Here is a 17,142-nt window from a genome sequence, read left to right on the forward strand (position 1 = left end):
CTCTGCAAGCGGCCTGGTTTCTTATTTCAACAGCGAGGGATGATTAATGAGCAAAGCAATAACCGTTCGCAGGCAATTTATCAGCCTGCTTTTGCTTATTATTTTATTATTGCTGACACAAACAGCCATTATCTGGCGCATTTCTTCTGAAGTACTGATCAATGGGCCACGCTATCAGCGCATTATCACAAGTAAAGATTTAATTGCCGATGTACTCCCACCGCCAGCCAATCTGGTAGAAACACATTTACTGGCCCAGCAATTAATTAACAGTAACGATGGTGCGCAGCGGGCCCTGCTGATTCAGGACCTGAAAAAAGCCGTCGCAAACTTCGAAGAGCGGCAAAAATACTGGCAAAACAGCGCATTTCCCGCTTCCATTATTAACGCCATGCGTGATGCGGCTTATCCCCCGGCCCGGCAGTACTTAAGCCTTTTAAATCAGCAGCTGCTGCCCGCAATAGAAAACTACGACAGCCTTTCTTTAAAAGAAACTGCCCTCAAATTACAAGCACTCTATGTAACTCACCGCAAAGCCATCGATGCCGTCGTTCCGCTTGCGCTGGCTTACCAGCAGCAGGAAGAAACAGCCGCCACTGAAACCAGTCAAAAAAGCAGTAAGCTGGCACTGGGCTTGCTAATCATCACCCTGATCATCATTACCTTTATTGTGGCCTCCACCTACAGGAAAGTGATCCGCATATTAGAAGCCGAGCCTGCTATGGCGAATGTGATGACCCACATTGCAGCAGGTAATTTACAAGTCGTTACCGCACTGAATCCACAAGATGCAACGGGCCTGCTGGCAGGTATTAAGGCCATGGGGATGCATTTAAAGCTGGTTATTTCAGAAACCCAAAACTGCGTTGCAACGCTCTCTACCCTCTCTGCTCAGATTAACGCAACCTCACAGCAGCTGCGGGACTCCAGTGGTGAGCTGGCAAGCGGCATTGAGGCAAATACCAGCACTTTAAATCTGCTCAGCGATACCACACGCCACACGCTTAAAAACAGCCAGCAGTCTGTTACGCAATCTAAAGACGCAGTTGCAGCCTCTAAAAATGGCGCACACATCGTCAGAGAAACAGTCAGTGTGATGCGTAAAATCGCCAAAAAAGTCAGTATTGTTGACGACATTGCCTACCAGACTAATTTGCTGGCACTGAATGCTGCCATTGAAGCCGCCAGAGCGGGAGAACACGGCAAAGGATTTGCTGTTGTCGCCACAGAAGTGCAAAAGCTGGCGCTCAGAAGCCAGATTGCAGCCTCTGATATTGAAGCGCTGGCAAAAGAAAGTATCGATAAATCAGATGCCGCCATCCAGGCGCTGGATCAGATTGAAAACTCAATTCAGCGTACAGCCGATCTTATCTCGCAAATCTCCGAATCTGCGGCCAACCAATCCGGTGCAATTGGGCAAATGAGTGAAACCATGCGCCAATTTAACAGCATCTCCAGCATCAATGCCGCGCTTGCAGAGGAGTTGGGCGCAACATCCTCTGATATCGGCACTCAAACTCAGCTTGTGCAGGATAAAATTCAATTTTTTAAACTCTGAGCATTCCTTCAATTAAACCAGAGAAAACGGCTAAGCCTGTTTCGGTTTACAGATAATATGCCAACAACAAAGCGCCAGGCTTCAGAACAATACCGGCACATTTAATCTGCGATTTGTTTCTTGTAAGTAAAAAACAGCAGTCTTCTTATATAAAAACAAGAAATTATTTACAATAAACACAGTTCACTCTATGACTAGCCACGCAAAGTAGGCAAAATTAGCTTCTAATTTTTCGTAGTGATTCGATATGGTTGCCGTTACCCGCCCGCTTGCCCAATCTATTGCAGAAGCGGCAGATCCTGATCGCTGGCTCAGTGCCTTAACAGAGCGCTACCCGCCAACAGATATCGTACGCTTACGACAAGCACTGGACTGGGTCTTTGAACAGTACGGCCAGCGCATTCATACCGATACCGGCAGCTCGCTCTTTCAGCACGCCGTTGCCAGCGCCTCTATCGTGGCGGATTTACGCCTTGATGCCAATTCCGTCATCGCCACCCTTTTATTTGCCCTGCCTACCCAGCTGAATCAGCCTATGGAGCTGATCAACACCCACTTTGGCCCTGATGTCACGCGGCTGCTTGACGGTGCAAGCAAGGTCAGCCAATTACGCAGCCTGGCCCATCCTGCCGGTGGCAAAGCGGCAGATGCCGCACAGCAGATCGAGGCCGTACGCAAAATGCTGATCGCCATGGTGGAAGACATTCGCGCCGTGCTGATCAAGCTGGCCTGGCGTACCCAAACCATGCACGAGCTGGCTCAGGCTCCGGACGATGTACGCCGCCGTATTGCCCAGGAAACACTGGATCTGTTTGCCCCCTTGGCCAATCGCTTAGGCGTATGGCAAATCAAATGGGAGCTGGAAGATCTGGGCTTTCGCTACTTGCACCCCGACACTTATAAAAAAATCGCCAAACTGTTGGATGAGCGCCGGGTTGACCGGGAAAAATTTATTGATGAGGTCTTAAGCACCCTCAGAATTGAGCTGAATAACGCGGGTGTAAAAGCCGATCTGATGGGGCGGCCCAAGCATATTTTCAGTATCTGGAAAAAGATGCAGAAAAAGAAGCTCGATTTCTCTGAGCTTTACGATATCCGCGCCGTGCGTATTCTGGTGCCTGATTTAAAAGACTGCTATACCGCGCTTGGTATTGTGCACAACCTCTGGCAGCCTATTCCAGGCGAGTTTGACGATTATATCGCCCACCCCAAAGGCAATTTTTATCGCAGCCTGCACACCGCTGTGATCGGTGAAAATGATAAAGCGGTTGAAGTACAGATTCGCACCATAGAAATGCACGAACACGCCGAATACGGCGTGGCCGCACACTGGCGCTATAAAGAAGGCGGCCAGGGCGATGCACGTTACGAAGAAAAAATTGCCTGGCTGCGCCAGCTCCTGGACTGGCGTGAAGATATGGCCAGCGAAACGCAATTTGCCGAAACCTTCAAAGCCGAGCTGTTTGACGACACTATTTATATACTCACCCCGGCAGGGCGCGTGATCACCCTGCCCAAAGGCAGCACGCCGGTCGATTTTGCCTACCACGTGCACACCGATCTTGGGCATCGCTGCCGTGGTGCAAAAGTAAACGGCCAGATTGTGCCGCTTTATACCGCACTGGAGAACGGCCAGCGGGTAGAAATCCTTTCGGCCAAAGAAGGCGGCCCAAGCCTTGACTGGCTGCATCAGGGCTATGTAAAGAGCCACCGTGCCGCCAGCAAAATTCGCCACTGGATACGCCAGCAGCACCAGGATATCGCCATTGAAGCAGGCCGCTCAATTTACGATAAAGAAGCCGCCCGCTGTGCAGCCAGAGATGCCAATCAGGACAATATCGCCGTTAAATTAGGCTGCAAGCATATCGAAGAGCTGTTTGCGGCGCTTGGCCAGGGCGAGATTTCTCAGCGCGAGCTTAATCAGGCCTTCAGGGAAAGCCTGGCCCCTATCGAGCCCATCTCAGAGCAGCCTAACGACTTTATCAAAGCAGCAAGGGCAAATGGCAATGGCGAGGGCATTCTGATTGAGGGGGTAGATAAACTGATGACCCTGCTCGCCAAATGCTGCAAGCCAGTGCCGCCCGATCATGTCATGGGCTTTGTGACCAAGGGCCGCGGCATCTCCATTCACCGCAGTGATTGCAGCACATTAAAACGCCTGGCCAGCGCAGCACCAGAGCGTTTAATTAATGCAGACTGGGGCATTCAGCGCGGCCATGTTTTTGCCACAGATTTATTAGTTGAAGCGCATAACCGCGGTACTTTGCTGCGCGATTTAAGCGACATCATGGCAAGAGAGCGAATCAATGTCACTGCCGTGAATACGCAAAACAAAGATCAGCGGGTATTAATGAGATTTACTTTGGAAATCCGGGATGCCGAACAATTACAAAGAATCTTAATTAAATTGCAAGACGTGAATGAAGTGATCCGTGTTATACGCGGGTAATACCTTAGATCAGCAAAGGCTAATTAATCCTGGCGCTTGCTCTTTTATATGCAATACTTACCATGTAAATACCTGAAGCAGGGCTTGCTTTTTTATTGTGAATCAGGATTCATTCGCAATTCAATCGCTATGGCCTTTTGCTCTTTCTGTATAAATCATGTTATTTGCATAAAAGAGCCCGATCATGAACCAATCTCTGAAAGTAAAACTGATCGCATTTATTTCATTACTCACGCTTATTTCTGGCGCCATACTTACATATGGCAGCTATTTAAAAATGCGTCACGAAATGATTAATGTCAGTTTGCATAATGAAATTATCGGGATTAGCACTGGCTACAATGTCGTGCTGCGTAATTGGGTAGAAGAAAAACAAAATATAGTTTCAGGCCTCGCGGATGCAATATCAAAAGCCACAGATCCGGTGCCGGCTTTATATCAAACCGAAAAAAGTGCTAAATTCGATTTAGCCTATATCGGCACCCCGGATAAAAAATTTATCAGCGGCCATGTCGTTAATATGCCTGCTGATTTTGATCCGACATCAAGGCCCTGGTATAAGCAAGCGATGGCAGCAGGAAAAACCATTCTCACCCCGCCTTATATCGATGCAGAAAGCAAACAGCTTATTTTATCTTTTGCATCCCCGGTAAAAGGCGATGCCGGGTTTAAAGGCGTTGCTGCAGTGGATATATCACTTGCAGGGGTGGTAAAAGATGTTTTAAACATTAAACTCACAGGCAATGGCTATGCTGTGCTTGCTGATAAAACTGGGCAAATTCTGGCCCATGCAGACAAAGATAAACTAAACAAACCCACTACTGATATTGCCAGCGACCTTAACGCTGCCAGTATGGCCACAATTGCAAACAGCCGTGAGCTGGCAGAAATCAGCATTGGTGGCGAAGATAAATACGTATTTGTTCAGCCTGTAGAGGGAACGGATATCGACCTTATCCTTGTCATTGATAAACACACCATTCTGGAGCCGCTTAATCAATTAGTGTGGCAAGCCATAGCAGCCTTGGTCATTCTATTAATTATAGTGATCCCCGTTGCCGGCTTTCTGATTAGCAGAATGCTCAGGAGTCTGGATAAAGTCCGCATTGCCATGCAGGAAATTGCACAGGGCGGTGGTGATTTAACGAGCAAAATAGAAATTGAAGGCAACGATGAAATTGCGGCGACCGCTAAGGCCTTTAATCGCTTTACCGAACAATTACGCACCATGTTTGTCGATATTCGCAAGGAAACAGTTAATTTAACCACGGGTATTGGTGCTATTAATTCGGTTCTGAATGATCTGGCAAATGACTCACAGCGGCTTTCCGATTTATCCGCCTCCAATGCCGCCACAATTGAAGAAATCACCGTCAGCATTTCGCATATTGCTGATAATTCCAGAGATGCCAATCAATTGGTCACCAGTACCGGTGCTTTATCCGGGCAATCGGCCTCTACAGTAAAAGAAGTCGCCAATGAAGTCGGCAAATCGGCCAGAGAAGTCGGTGATTTATCCAGCCTGCTCGACCGGCTGAATCAAAGAGCTCAGGATATCAGCGGCATTATTCGGGTGATTAAAGAAATTGCCGACCAAACCAATTTGCTTGCGCTTAATGCGGCAATCGAAGCCGCAAGGGCTGGCGAGCAAGGACGCGGCTTTGCTGTTGTAGCGGATGAAGTACGTAAACTCGCGGAACGCACCTCTTCGGCCACCATTGAAATTACCGGCATGATTGACGGGATTCGGGGTGAAACAGGCATTGCAGTTAATAATATGCAAACCACCATTACCGCAGTGCAAAGCGGCGTGAACTTATCCGAAGAAGCCGCAGCCAAAATTGGCACGATTCGCGAAAATATGGATGAAGTGATGGCCAAGATTGGCGAAATTGCCCACGCTACGCTGGAGCAACAAAACGCCACCACCGCCATGGCGCAAAGCGCAGAAAACATTACCAATCAAATGCAGCAGTCTGATTCTAATCTGCAGCATGCCACCAAAACCGTGCATGATTTAAACGAGCTGGCCGCCTACCTGACCGAGCAGTTTGGCCGCTTCAAGCTTTAGCCCTGAGCCATCAGCAGCCCTTAACGAGGCTGTTGATGGCGGCAAGGCTTAGCCCAAACGCCGCCCACAAAAAAACCCGCGTAAAGCGGGTTGATGTGTTTGCGCTGGTATCCCCGACAGGAATCGAACCTGTATCTAGCGCTTAGGAGGCACTTGTACTATCCGTTGTACTACGAGGACCATGATTGCTGCAGCGGGCGTATTATACCTGTCATCTGACAGGAGTAAATGCTTATGCAAAATTTACCCGGCACAGAGGCGGTGACGCAGAGAGCAGAAAACATAAACGCTGAGGCCGTTATCGCTTACTGCCTTTAAGCAAACTTACATTTGAATACTTAGATTATCTGTCAGCGGCTTTAAATCATCCGGCAACCGGATAGCCTCACCCGGTGTTGAAAGAACCTCCAGTTTTCCATTGCTAATCAGCCCCACTTCCAGCTTTCTGTTTTCAATATCAATCAACAGATAGGCCTGCCCCTTGCTTTCATCCTGCATACTGCCCCTGATATAAAGCACTTCATCCTGCAATACAGGGCTGCATTTTTCCATATACTGCTTAAACACATTAAGCTGGGGCCCAAGCAAGAGGCGCAGCGCGTGCTTCAGAGGCGGCCTTTCCCACAAATTGATATCCTGCGGATTCTGGCCGATAAACTGCAAAAGGCTGTCCCACTCTGCCTGATTTTTCTTAAAAAACAGATCAGGCGTACTGGCTTCGTTCCTGGCAACCGCTTTTGCAGGCGGCGTACTTTTTTCCTGGCAAGCACTCAGTAAAATGGCCACGATCAAGATGGCAAAACGGGGCAGCATAAATCATCCTTGGCAATCAATCCTTATTAGGATGACCCACAGCGCCAAAGTTCATTTAATCTTTAATGTAAATGCTGCGTATCTGCTCCATATCTGCCTCAGCCCCTACACCCAGAGCTTTTTCCAACCCTCATGGCCCATGCTGCGCAGAGTGGCAATATTACGATCAACAATAACATCCGCATCTGGAAAAGCCTCAACCGCCTTAGAGATACTGTCTTCACGCAGTAAGTGCAAAGTAGGATAGGGGCTGCGATTAGTGTAATTGTCGATATCATCCGGCTCGCTGCCTTCAAACTGATACTGAGGGTGAAAGCTGGCGATTTGAAATATCCCGTCCAGATCAAGCTCTTCCAGTACAGAATCGGCAATTTCAAGAAAATCGTTATAAGCCAGAAAATCCCCCAGTACATAGGGATGAATCAGCAGCGTCATTTCAATTTTTGCCGGGTCTGTTTCTGCCAGCAGCTCCAGCTCTTTAATTAATGTCTCAATCAGCACATCAATATTACGAGCATCACTCACTGCATAGCGAAGCTGCTTTTTAACATGCACCGCTTTAGCAAAGGGGCAAAGATTTAAACCAATCACGGCTTTTTCCAGCCAGCGCTCGGTATCCTGAATAATTTGATCGTTGGATAAATTCATCATATTTACAAAGGTGGATATTTAACGGCATTTAAAACCATTTTTGCCCGAATGGCGCGTTCTAAATCTACATTCAGCACATCGGCCAGCCTGATCATATAAAGCAATACATCGGCCATTTCCTGCTCTACCGCTTCACGCTTAGCTGAATCTAATTGCTGAGATTCCTCTGGCGTTGCCCATTGAAAGTGCTCTACTAACTCGGCCATTTCTACCGACATCGCCATGCATAAATTTTTAGGCGTGTGATAACGCTCCCAATCGCGCGCTTGTGCAAACTGGCGGACATCGAGCATAAGCTGGTTTAAATCCATAAATGGCGGCTCTTATTGATATGTAATCATCAATGGCGCGTGGGCATAAATGCTCACCCACCCGGTCTTATTTAAATGCTTTTAAAATAGTGAAATGTGTTTCAACAGACTGGCTGTTATCTGCCAGCCAAACCTGGCCATCCTGAATCGTACATTGCAATTGCATATTGCGATTAGCCAGGGCGGCTAATGTTTGGGTCATTTCTACCGGCACATTAATCACTTGCAGATTATCCAAACGCTCTAATTTGCTGGCGATGCCTTTCCACCAAACATCCGCACTATTGCCGCTATAAGTAAACACCGCTACTTTTTGCGCTTTACCACAGGCCTGGCGAATTCGCTTTTCATCCGGCTGGCCTAATTCAATCCACAATTCAATTGCACCAGTAAAATCTTTTTGCCAGATATCCGGCTCATCGGTATCACTTAAGCCTTTAGTAAACGCGAGTGTTTCGCTGGCATGCAAAGCAAAGGCTAAAAGGCGCACCATCATGCGTTCATCATTTTCAGAAGGATGACGGGCAATCACTAAAGAATGGGTAGCGTAGTAATGACGATCCATATCTGCAATTTGCAGATCAGACTTAAAAATAGTTGCCTTCAGGGCCATAGCGGATCACGAGAAAAATGAAATAAGCCCGCATCTTACCCTAAATGTTAAAGCTCAATCCGCCCTGCACTGCCTGGGGTTTTTAGCATGCTCTGCCAAATGCAGCATCTTGTGATGCACATCGGTCAGACTTTCCAGACAAGCACTGCGAAGCAGCTCCAGCTCGCCATGGCGGGTCACACGGAAAAGGCCGTATTCCATTACTTCGGGTTCACTGACCGGCCAAATAGGGTGGATGACAAAAGTGCTCATGATAAACATCCTGATGATCAAGCGTTATCAAAAAACTATGCAAGCATCGTGCCAAAGTTCCGAAAGCTTGCAAGCCACATAGCCAGATCATCGGCAGCATATAAGAAGACTTTAATACCCCTGCCAGGCGGCATTCTTTGCCGCATGGCAAGCCAGCATGGGCCTGACGTCTGATTAAAGGCTTATCGAAACTGCCAGTCAAACGTCAGCATCGCCAGTTATTCCACGCCTAATTCAGCGCAAATTCTGGCCACTTTTTCTTTTAATTCAAAGAGTTCGATTTCTAAAAGATCCACTTTAGCCTGCAAGGCTGAATCGGCACTGCCTTTGGCACTTGGCGCAGTCTCGCTGATCACCGGCTCGCCGGATAATAAATGCGCCCAGCGGCACTCTCTTGCCCCTGGCTGGCGAGGCAGTTTTACGACTAAAGCCCCGCTGCTACGGGATGCAAGCTCTTCTAAAAAAGCCTCTACCGCTGAAATATCCGAAAACTTATGCAAACGCTCACAAGCCAGACGCAGCTCGCCTGCTGTTTGCGGGCCACGCAACATCAGCACCGTTAAAATGGCTACCGATTGCGATGGCACTTGAAACACGGCGGCAAAGCGCTGCGAATAACGCGCAATACGCCCGCCCAAGTGTGAAGACTCAATCAGCTTCAGCTCTTTTAAATGCACCAGTGCCTCATCCGCTTCGGTGTCATTAATTGACATGACAGGATCACGGCTGGATTTCTGATTACAACCTGAAACAAGGGAATTTAAAGATAAAGGATAGGTATCAGGAACAGTAATTTGCTTTTCGATTAACACACCCAGAATGCGGGTTTCAAGCAGGGAAAGGAGGAAAGTCATAGATCACCGGCAGATCAGGCAGATGGGTTTATTATGCACTTAAATGATGCGAAGCTTACTAAATTCAATTGCAAAAATGTATGGAATGAAGCCCGGGAGCTTCACCCCATACATGCCAGCCAAAATAAAAAAGACCTCTTTTAGTGCCTTCGGCACATTGATTTTGCTGCGGGCGTCCCGCTGGACCTTCCTTTCTTGCGCGGCCAGGAAACGAAGCCAAGCCACAACCTCAAAACACGAAGACTCCTCGCTGCGGACAGTGGCGTTGTGTCAACTCGCTTCGCTCAAACACGAATTGACGACGGCCCCACCCCGCTTGTTCGGAGCGAAGCGTGTTTTCAAGGGGGGAAAAAGCCCTATGCCATGAGTGTGGTCATTACGTTATTTCATTGTTTGCTGAAGCAAACCACTTAATGCACACAGCTCGCCCTTAACTAATACTCATCAAACTGGCATTACCACCTGCTGCTGCGGTATTTACGCTGATAGAGCGCTCAGCCAGAAGGCGGGCCAGATCGAAATCTTCACCGGCAGCAAGGGCTTCGCTGGATAAGCCTTGTACTTGCAGGATAGGCCCGGCGATTTCTGCAACCTTGCGGTTGACCTCAGCAAGCGCATCACTGTCTCCTTCAAACAAGACTGCTCCAACCACGCCCGCTTCGGCAATCGAAGCCTTCATGAAGACGCCGCCAGACAACGCTTTGGGCAGGCCTTCAACCATCGCTTTTACCGCAGGATGCGCAATAAACACGGCAGGATTACCACTTGCTAAAGCCGCAGCAAATTGCGCTTTTGCGCCCAGCTCCGTTGCGGCAATACACAGCACCGGGCCACGCGGATGCAGCAGGTAACGGTTGCGCTCGCCGGTAGGACCTGGCAAATCGATATTTGCACCTAAGCCAGATCCGGCCAGATAGCGGCTGCAACGTGCAGCTGCATCGTCTTCCTGACGAGCTTGCAAATGATCGTGATACGCCAGCAGCGGAGCAAGCGCTGCCTGGTCCCCTGGCAGGGTTTGTGCCGGGCGGCGGGAAAGAAGGCGTGGCAGATACAGCGGGCCACCGGCCTTAGGGCCTGTCCCGGATAAACCTTCACCACCAAAAGGTTGCACCCCAACCACAGCACCGATCACATTGCGGTTTACATAGATATTCCCCGCCTGAACTTTTTCCACCACATGAGCAATGGTTTCATCGATTCGGGTGTGCACACCAAAAGTCAGCCCAAAGCCGGTGCCATTGATATCATCAATCAGCTGATCCAGCGCTTCACGGCGATAACGAATCACATGCAGCACCGGGCCGAAGACTTCTTGCTTCAGCTCAGACAGGCTATTGATTTCGATCAGCGTTGGCGCAATAAAGGTGCCCTGCTGGCAGACCGCAGGCAGCGGCAGCTCTGATACTTCAGCACCACGGCTCTTGAATGCAGCGATATGGCTGGCGATATTTTGCTGCGCTTCAAGATCAATCACCGGGCCTACATCCACGGCCAGAGAATCAGGTTTGCCAATATTCAGCTCCTGCATTGCGCCTTTCAGCATATGCAAGATGTGATCTGCAGCTTCTTCCTGCAGGCACAGCACACGCAGCGCCGAGCAGCGCTGGCCGGCCGAATCAAAGGCCGACATCAGCACATCACCCACCACCTGCTCTGCCAGTGCCGATGAATCGACAATCATGCAGTTCTGGCCGCCTGTTTCGGCAATCAGCGGAATAGTACGGCCATCTTTATCAAGACGTTTAGCCAGATTGCTGGCGATTAAACGCGCCACCTGGGTAGAGCCGGTAAACATCACACCACTGCAGCGCGCATCGTTAATTAAGGCACTGCCTACGGTTTCACCACGGCCAGGCAAGAGTTGCACCGCACCGGCAGGCACACCGGCCGCGCGCAAAATGCGTACTGCTTCGGCGGCGATCAGCGGGGTTTGCTCGGCAGGCTTAGCCAGCACCGGGTTACCTGCAGCCAAAGCTGCGGCGACCTGGCCAATAAAGATGGCCAGCGGGAAATTCCACGGGCTGATACAAACCACAGGGCCAAGCGGACGATGGCTGTCGTTGGCAAAATCCTGCTCAATTTGCACGGCGTAATAGCGCAAAAAGTCGACCGCTTCGCGTACTTCGGCAATTGCATTGGGCAGCGATTTACCTGCTTCACGCACAATCAGACCCAGAAGCGGCTGCATGCCGGATTCGAGCAATTGCGCTGCGCGGTTCAGGCAGGCTGCGCGCTCTGCAACCGCAGTTGCCTGCCAGATCGGGCCGATATTTGCGGCATGCGTAAAGGCTGCGGCCACTTCGCTCACATCAGCTTCGATCACATGACCAACCACATCCTGATGATCGGCCGGATTTTTAACTGCCTGTTTACGGGACACATCCAGCTCGCCTGCCATGCCTAACATCGGGGCAGCCAGCCATTCTGTATTTGCGCCAGCCAGCAGAGCCGCAGAGAGTGAAGCCAGGCGATGCTCATTGGATAAATCCAAACCGCTGGAATTTAAGCGACTTGCACCGAATAAGAGCCGTGGCAAAGGGATTTTATCGTGCGGCGCAAAAGCAGGAACCACCGCCAGAGCCTGAGCAATCGGATCAACAATCAATTCTTCGATAGCCACATTTTCATCGGCAATACGATTTACAAACGAGCTGTTGGCACCGTTTTCCAGGAGGCGGCGCACCAGATAAGCCAGCAGCGTTTCATGGCTGCCCACCGGCGCATACACGCGGCAAGGGCGGCCCAGTTTTTCACGCGCGGTAACTTCCTCGTATAAAGGCTCGCCCATGCCGTGCAGGCACTGGAATTCATACTGGCCGGGATAATAATTTTGCCCGGCAAGGTGATAAATCGCAGAAAGTGTTTGCGCATTATGCGTGGCAAACTGCGGGTAGACCGCATCAGGTGTAGCCAGCAGTTTTTTAGCGCAGGCAAGATAAGCCACATCGGTATAAACCTTACGGGTGTATACCGGATAATCTTCCAGGCCATCCAATTGCGCACGCTTGATTTCGCTATCCCAGTACGCGCCTTTGACCAGACGAATCATCAGGCGGTGGCCACTGCGGCGGGCCAGATCAATCACATAATCAATCACATGCGGCGCACGTTTTTGGTAAGCCTGAATCACAAAACCAATCCCGTTCCAGCCTGCCAGCTCTTCGTCAAAGCACATGGCTTCCAGTAAATCGAGCGAGATTTCTAAGCGGTCTGCTTCTTCGGCATCAATATTTAAACCAATATCGTAGCTGCGGGCGAGGCGGGCGAGCGCAATCACACTGGGTAATAATTCTGCGGTAACACGGTCTTGCTGCGCGCGTGAATAACGCGGGTGCAGGGCAGAAAGCTTGATCGAAATCCCCGGGCCCTCGTAAATACCGCGCCCGGCTGATGCCTTACCAATGGCATGTATCGCCTGCTCGTAAGCGGCGTAATAACGCTTGGCATCTTCCGCGGTAGTCGCCGCTTCACCCAGCATATCGTAAGAATATCTGAAGCCACGTGCTTCAAATTTGCGGCTGTTGGCCAGCGCTTCGGCGATGGTTTCGCCGGTAACAAACTGCTCTCCCATCAGGCGCATTGCCATGTCCACGCCCTTGCGGATTAATGGCTCACCACCTTTACCAATCATACGGGTCAGCGCGGCAGACAAGCCTGCTTCACTATTGGTGGCAACCAGCTTACCTGTCAGCATCAGCCCCCAGCTGGCGGCATTCACAAACAACGATGGCGATTGCCCCAGATGAGCATGCCAATCACCCTTGCTGACTTTATCGCGGATCAATACATCACGCGTGGCGCGATCAGGAATACGCAGCAAGGCTTCGGCCAGGCACATCAGCGCCACGCCTTCCTGGCTGGATAAAGAGAACTCGTGAATCAGGCCTTCAACGCCGCCACCGGTGCGCTTGGCGCGTAATGCCGCCACCAATTTATACGCCAGCGCCTGAGTTTGCCCAGCCATTTGCTCCGTTGGCATTTTGGCTTGCTCAATCAGTACCGGCAGGCATTCGGTCTCTGGCCGGCGATAGGCTGAGGTAATAGCAGAGCGCAAAACACTTTGCACCGCAATGCTCTGGGCCAGCTCCAGAAAAGGAAGATTGCTTTCAGCGCCATCGGCATCATCCAGCACGGGCAGCGCTTCGCCATCCTGCGCCAGCTCCTGCGGACGGGCGCCCTGCTCTACCTGTTGCAAATAAGCAAAAATCGATTGCTTAATCAGCCAATGAGGCGTTCTGTCTAATTGCTGCGCTGCGATTTTAATCCGCGCCCGCAAATCATCGTCTACCTTTATACCTAGAGTTGTGCTGGCCATTTTTCACATTCTGTTTGATCAAGATGGCATATTATAAATTGAGTTGCACCTTAAAATGTAAGGACTATCCCCAAGGTTGCACCCAATTGGTTGCACCTATTAAAAATAAGGAGCACCTTTCATATTAGTTCCATAGATTCTTCAACTTGCCTTATTTATTTGTAATACCATCCGCCAAATTAAAAAACCAAAATAAACAAGCTGGATAGAGGAAAATACATATGTTTTACACACTTAAAGGCAAAATTCAGGCCGTCATGATTATCTTAACGACAATCACTGTCGCGCTCTTTACCTACTTCAGCTATCAGCAAGCACGCAGCCATGCCCTGCAAGCCATTGACAGCCAGCTGATGGCCGCAGCTACCGGCTACCGTTATGTTTTAGGCGAGGGTTTTCATTCAGAGCTAAAACCCCGGGAGCAAGCCGATCTGCACCAGATGCGTCAGCTTTCAGAGCGGCTTACCCGCTATAGCAAAGAGCTGGGCCTGCCGTTTATTTATGGCTATATTCAGCGGGATAAAACCTATTACGTACTCTCGTCCTTATCGCCAGAAGAAGAAAGCAAGCCCGATGCCGAGGTTTACCTCACCCCATCAGATTCAACCAGCAAGCAATTACAAGCGGCAATCAGCAGCAAGCAGCGAACGTTTGATGAATACGACAGCAAGTTTGGCAGCTTTCGCACCATTTTTCTGCCCTTCACCAATAGCAAAGGTGAAACCATTGTTGCCGCGGCCGACGCCAATTTATCTTCAGTGAAAGAAACCCTGAACAACATTTTGCTCAAATCGGTGATTTTAGGCGTGGTTGCCATTTTGCTCTCCACACTGGCATCGCTGTGGCTGGCTAATTTAGTCACCCGGCCGCTTAATCGCTTAAAAATTGCGATGCAAAACTTAAGCAGCGGCAACGCCGATCTGACCGTGCGCTTAGACAGCAGCAGCCGCGATGAAACGGCCCAAATTGCCAGCGCATTTAATCAATTTTTGAGCGATTTACATAAAATCATTGCTCAGGTTCGCACCCAGGCCGGCAAGCTCACTGGTGGCGTGGCCGATATCGAACAAATGGCGCAAAAACTATCGCAAGAATCGCATAAACAAGCCGATATGGCCTCTGCATCTGCCGCCAATATTGAAGAAGTCACCGTTAGTATTGCTCATATTGCCGACAGCACCCAGCAAGTTGAAGACACCGTGCGTGAAGCCGATTCAGGCGCCAGCGCCAGTGCCGAAGCGGTGAACACCATGCGGGACGACACAAATAAAATGGCCGAAACAGTTGGTGAACTCAGCAGCACCATGCACGAGCTGTTGCAGCAATCGCAGCAAATCAGCCTGATCACTGTCACCATTAAAGACATTGCCGGCCAAACCAATTTACTGGCACTGAACGCCGCTATTGAAGCCGCTCGTGCAGGCGAAACGGGCCGCGGCTTTGCGGTAGTGGCCGATGAAGTGCGAAAACTCGCTGAGCGCACCGCCCGCGCCACCGAAGAAATCGAACACATGCTGGGATCGATCAGTGAGAAAACCGAACACGCCGTAGGCAAAATGCAAGCCACCAAAGAGATGGTAAGCGGCAATCAGGAACTAGCCCAGGTCATCGCCGAACGCATCGGCAATATGCAAACAGAAATGCAATCGGTATCGGGCAAAATCTTTGAAATATCCACCGCTACCCGCGAGCAATCGATGGCCACCGAACAAATCGCCCAGGTTGCCGAAAAGATCAACCATCAGGTTACAGAAACCGACATCGCACTGAAAAACACCCGTGTCACCCTGACAGATTTATCTGAATTGGCAGCAAATTTACAAGGGGTTGTGGAGCGGTTTAAGCTGTAAGCACTTGCCTGATATGTGGTCCCGGCAAAACGTCGCCATTTCCACATTCCTTTGGCGGGGGCCCGGCTGAACAACCGGATCCCCGATAAAAACGCTGTGGCTTGACAGATTATTTTGCTGATTACCAATAGAAAATCGCTTAACTCATCTGGAGTGAACGCTCCTGCACCCTCTCCACTTTACAGGCATAACAACCATAGCCCGCATAATGTAAGTGCAGATAAGCAATACTTTGCACTTGCAATAGCTGCTGTAAACGCAAAGCCAGCTGAGCGCCATCCACTACCTCAGCTGTGTTGATCATTCCTTCAGCATCGTAAGCGCGTACCGACATCAGCCTTGATTTCATTTCCTCAGGCAATTGGTTCATTGCCAGAGCAGCAGCTTCGCTCTTTTCGCGTACAAAAATAGGCCCGCTTGCCTGATAGGGTGAGTCCACTTGGTGATGCTTAAAGGGCAACAGTATTAAGCGCTCCCCCACAGCAGCATCGCGCAGGCCTACCCGGCAAGGGTAGCCCAGGGGTTTATCGGCGATGACGCGCCTTGCGCCATGGCTGGCGAGCTGAGCATCATCCATTGTAAAAAACGGCTGAAACAGCTCTTTTGCCAGTGCCTGAACCTGGAAATTCATCATTTCTGCTCCTCATGCAATCAAGCTCAAAGCATACAAAGCCCAAACAGAGCGAGCGACCCGTTTCTTGCTCTTCTCCTTAAATAAGCAGCGGCTGGCAGTAAGTGGGCTTCACACAGTCTTACGTCTATTTTTCCAGCGTTCTAAAAACTGTAATACCCCGCTGGTATTCTGGCTGCTATATGACTTTGGGGAGTGATCCATGAGTATTTCAAGTGAGCTGCTTGATCGCATTTATATCAAAACGCCCCGGGGTCAAAAAGAGATTGCTGAGCGCAGCTCAGGCCTTCCGGCCAGACAGCGCCGTTTGCTGATCTTAATTGACGGCACAAAATCCAGCAGCGAGCTGGCCGTGTTATTGGCGGAATTTGAGCTTTCAGCCAGACTGGAAGAATTAGTTGGCCTTGGTTTTATTCAATTAAAAGAGCCTGCCCGGCAGGAAGAAATAAACACCAGGGCAGCAGAAGCGCCTGCTGCTGCACAAGCCGCCCCAACTGCTCCGCCATCAATCAGCCCCCTCAGCATCGACCCTCTTTTGCTTGAGCAGGCCAAAAAGCTGATGATAGAAAGCGCCCGGCATTGCCTCGGCATTATGGCCAGATCATTAATTGAAGAAATACAGCAATGCAATGAAAGTAACTGCAAAGTAGTCATTGCCCGCTGGAATATGGCCCTGCGCCAGTCCAGCAAAGCACGCACCCATGCTGATCAGTATGTAGATGCGGTAAAGACTTTAATTGGGATTGATTAAACCAAACCCGAAGCGTGAAACCA

Annotated in this window: 13 protein-coding genes and 1 tRNA gene; 5 read left to right on the top strand and 9 right to left on the bottom strand. The window is 50.0% G+C overall.

Going from position 1 to position 17,142, the window contains the following annotated elements; translation table 11 throughout:
- The first annotated feature begins 46 nt into the window (after nt 1-46).
- The 3 genes from HA050_RS02480 (at nt 47) to HA050_RS02490 (ending at nt 6,078) form a co-directional block, all read left to right on the top strand.
- On the top strand, nt 47-1,558 hold the full coding sequence (locus HA050_RS02480; RefSeq protein WP_166821575.1) for a methyl-accepting chemotaxis protein: 1,512 nt from the start codon (nt 47-49) through the stop codon (nt 1,556-1,558).
- A gap of 247 nt (nt 1,559-1,805) precedes the next feature.
- Entirely contained in the window at nt 1,806-4,007 is a 2,202-nt protein-coding gene (locus tag HA050_RS02485) for a RelA/SpoT family protein (RefSeq protein ID WP_099398060.1), read from the top strand.
- 184 nt (nt 4,008-4,191) lie between these two features.
- Nucleotides 4,192-6,078: a methyl-accepting chemotaxis protein gene (locus tag HA050_RS02490; protein ID WP_166821578.1), complete on the top strand. Its 1,887-nt coding sequence runs from the start codon at nt 4,192-4,194 to the stop codon at nt 6,076-6,078.
- 105 nt (nt 6,079-6,183) lie between these two features.
- Here HA050_RS02490 and HA050_RS02495 read toward each other — a convergent pair.
- The 8 genes from HA050_RS02495 to putA form a co-directional block, all read right to left on the bottom strand.
- Nucleotides 6,184-6,258: transfer RNA gene (locus HA050_RS02495), tRNA-Arg, on the bottom strand.
- 144 nt (nt 6,259-6,402) lie between these two features.
- A complete protein-coding gene (locus HA050_RS02500) occupies nt 6,403-6,891 on the bottom strand; it encodes an Ivy family c-type lysozyme inhibitor (RefSeq protein WP_166821580.1) in 489 nt (162 codons plus the stop codon).
- 105 nt (nt 6,892-6,996) lie between these two features.
- Nucleotides 6,997-7,539 (bottom strand): DUF1415 domain-containing protein, encoded by a 543-nt coding sequence (locus HA050_RS02505; protein ID WP_205836277.1) that lies wholly within the window; start codon nt 7,537-7,539, stop codon nt 6,997-6,999.
- 5 nt (nt 7,540-7,544) lie between these two features.
- Nucleotides 7,545-7,853, bottom strand: a complete 309-nt coding sequence (locus HA050_RS02510) for a nucleotide pyrophosphohydrolase (protein ID WP_166821586.1) — start codon at nt 7,851-7,853, stop codon at nt 7,545-7,547.
- A 67-nt stretch (nt 7,854-7,920) separates the two neighbouring features.
- Nucleotides 7,921-8,466, bottom strand: coding sequence for a YaeQ family protein (locus HA050_RS02515; protein ID WP_166821589.1), 546 nt, complete (start codon nt 8,464-8,466; stop codon nt 7,921-7,923).
- Nucleotides 8,467-8,520: 54 nt separating this feature from the next.
- Nucleotides 8,521-8,718 carry a hypothetical protein gene (locus HA050_RS02520; RefSeq protein ID WP_166821592.1) on the bottom strand — a complete coding sequence of 66 codons (198 nt, stop codon included), beginning with the start codon at nt 8,716-8,718 and terminating at the stop codon, nt 8,521-8,523.
- 218 nt (nt 8,719-8,936) lie between these two features.
- Nucleotides 8,937-9,572: a YceH family protein gene (locus HA050_RS02525; protein WP_166821595.1), complete on the bottom strand. Its 636-nt coding sequence runs from the start codon at nt 9,570-9,572 to the stop codon at nt 8,937-8,939.
- 430 nt (nt 9,573-10,002) lie between these two features.
- Nucleotides 10,003-13,887: a trifunctional transcriptional regulator/proline dehydrogenase/L-glutamate gamma-semialdehyde dehydrogenase gene (putA, locus tag HA050_RS02530; protein WP_166821598.1), complete on the bottom strand. Its 3,885-nt coding sequence runs from the start codon at nt 13,885-13,887 to the stop codon at nt 10,003-10,005.
- A gap of 221 nt (nt 13,888-14,108) precedes the next feature.
- Here putA and HA050_RS02535 point away from each other — a divergent pair, with 221 nt between their 5' ends.
- Nucleotides 14,109-15,737, top strand: a complete 1,629-nt coding sequence (locus HA050_RS02535) for a methyl-accepting chemotaxis protein (RefSeq protein ID WP_166821601.1) — start codon at nt 14,109-14,111, stop codon at nt 15,735-15,737.
- Nucleotides 15,738-15,876: 139 nt separating this feature from the next.
- Here the strand turns inward: HA050_RS02535 and HA050_RS02540 are convergent, their stop codons facing one another.
- On the bottom strand, nt 15,877-16,371 hold the full coding sequence (locus tag HA050_RS02540; protein ID WP_166821604.1) for a DUF1203 domain-containing protein: 495 nt from the start codon (nt 16,369-16,371) through the stop codon (nt 15,877-15,879).
- A 199-nt stretch (nt 16,372-16,570) separates the two neighbouring features.
- Here HA050_RS02540 and HA050_RS02545 point away from each other — a divergent pair, with 199 nt between their 5' ends.
- Nucleotides 16,571-17,119, top strand: a complete 549-nt coding sequence (locus tag HA050_RS02545; RefSeq protein ID WP_166821607.1) for a hypothetical protein — start codon at nt 16,571-16,573, stop codon at nt 17,117-17,119.
- The last annotated feature ends 23 nt before the right edge of the window (nt 17,120-17,142 follow it).

Source organism: Iodobacter violaceini (genome assembly GCF_011601265.1).
GTDB lineage: Bacteria > Pseudomonadota > Gammaproteobacteria > Burkholderiales > Chitinibacteraceae > Iodobacter > Iodobacter violaceini.

Coding starts and splice junctions, on each gene's coding strand:
- HA050_RS02480 (WP_166821575.1), top strand. CDS start 47: ATGAGCAAAGCAATAACCGTTCGCAGGCAATTTATCAGCCTGCTTTTG.
- HA050_RS02485 (WP_099398060.1), top strand. CDS start 1,806: ATGGTTGCCGTTACCCGCCCGCTTGCCCAATCTATTGCAGAAGCGGCA.
- HA050_RS02490 (WP_166821578.1), top strand. CDS start 4,192: ATGAACCAATCTCTGAAAGTAAAACTGATCGCATTTATTTCATTACTC.
- HA050_RS02500 (WP_166821580.1), bottom strand. CDS start 6,891: ATGCTGCCCCGTTTTGCCATCTTGATCGTGGCCATTTTACTGAGTGCT.
- HA050_RS02505 (WP_205836277.1), bottom strand. CDS start 7,539: ATGAATTTATCCAACGATCAAATTATTCAGGATACCGAGCGCTGGCTG.
- HA050_RS02510 (WP_166821586.1), bottom strand. CDS start 7,853: ATGGATTTAAACCAGCTTATGCTCGATGTCCGCCAGTTTGCACAAGCG.
- HA050_RS02515 (WP_166821589.1), bottom strand. CDS start 8,466: ATGGCCCTGAAGGCAACTATTTTTAAGTCTGATCTGCAAATTGCAGAT.
- HA050_RS02520 (WP_166821592.1), bottom strand. CDS start 8,718: ATGAGCACTTTTGTCATCCACCCTATTTGGCCGGTCAGTGAACCCGAA.
- HA050_RS02525 (WP_166821595.1), bottom strand. CDS start 9,572: ATGACTTTCCTCCTTTCCCTGCTTGAAACCCGCATTCTGGGTGTGTTA.
- putA (WP_166821598.1), bottom strand. CDS start 13,887: ATGGCCAGCACAACTCTAGGTATAAAGGTAGACGATGATTTGCGGGCG.
- HA050_RS02535 (WP_166821601.1), top strand. CDS start 14,109: ATGTTTTACACACTTAAAGGCAAAATTCAGGCCGTCATGATTATCTTA.
- HA050_RS02540 (WP_166821604.1), bottom strand. CDS start 16,371: ATGATGAATTTCCAGGTTCAGGCACTGGCAAAAGAGCTGTTTCAGCCG.
- HA050_RS02545 (WP_166821607.1), top strand. CDS start 16,571: ATGAGTATTTCAAGTGAGCTGCTTGATCGCATTTATATCAAAACGCCC.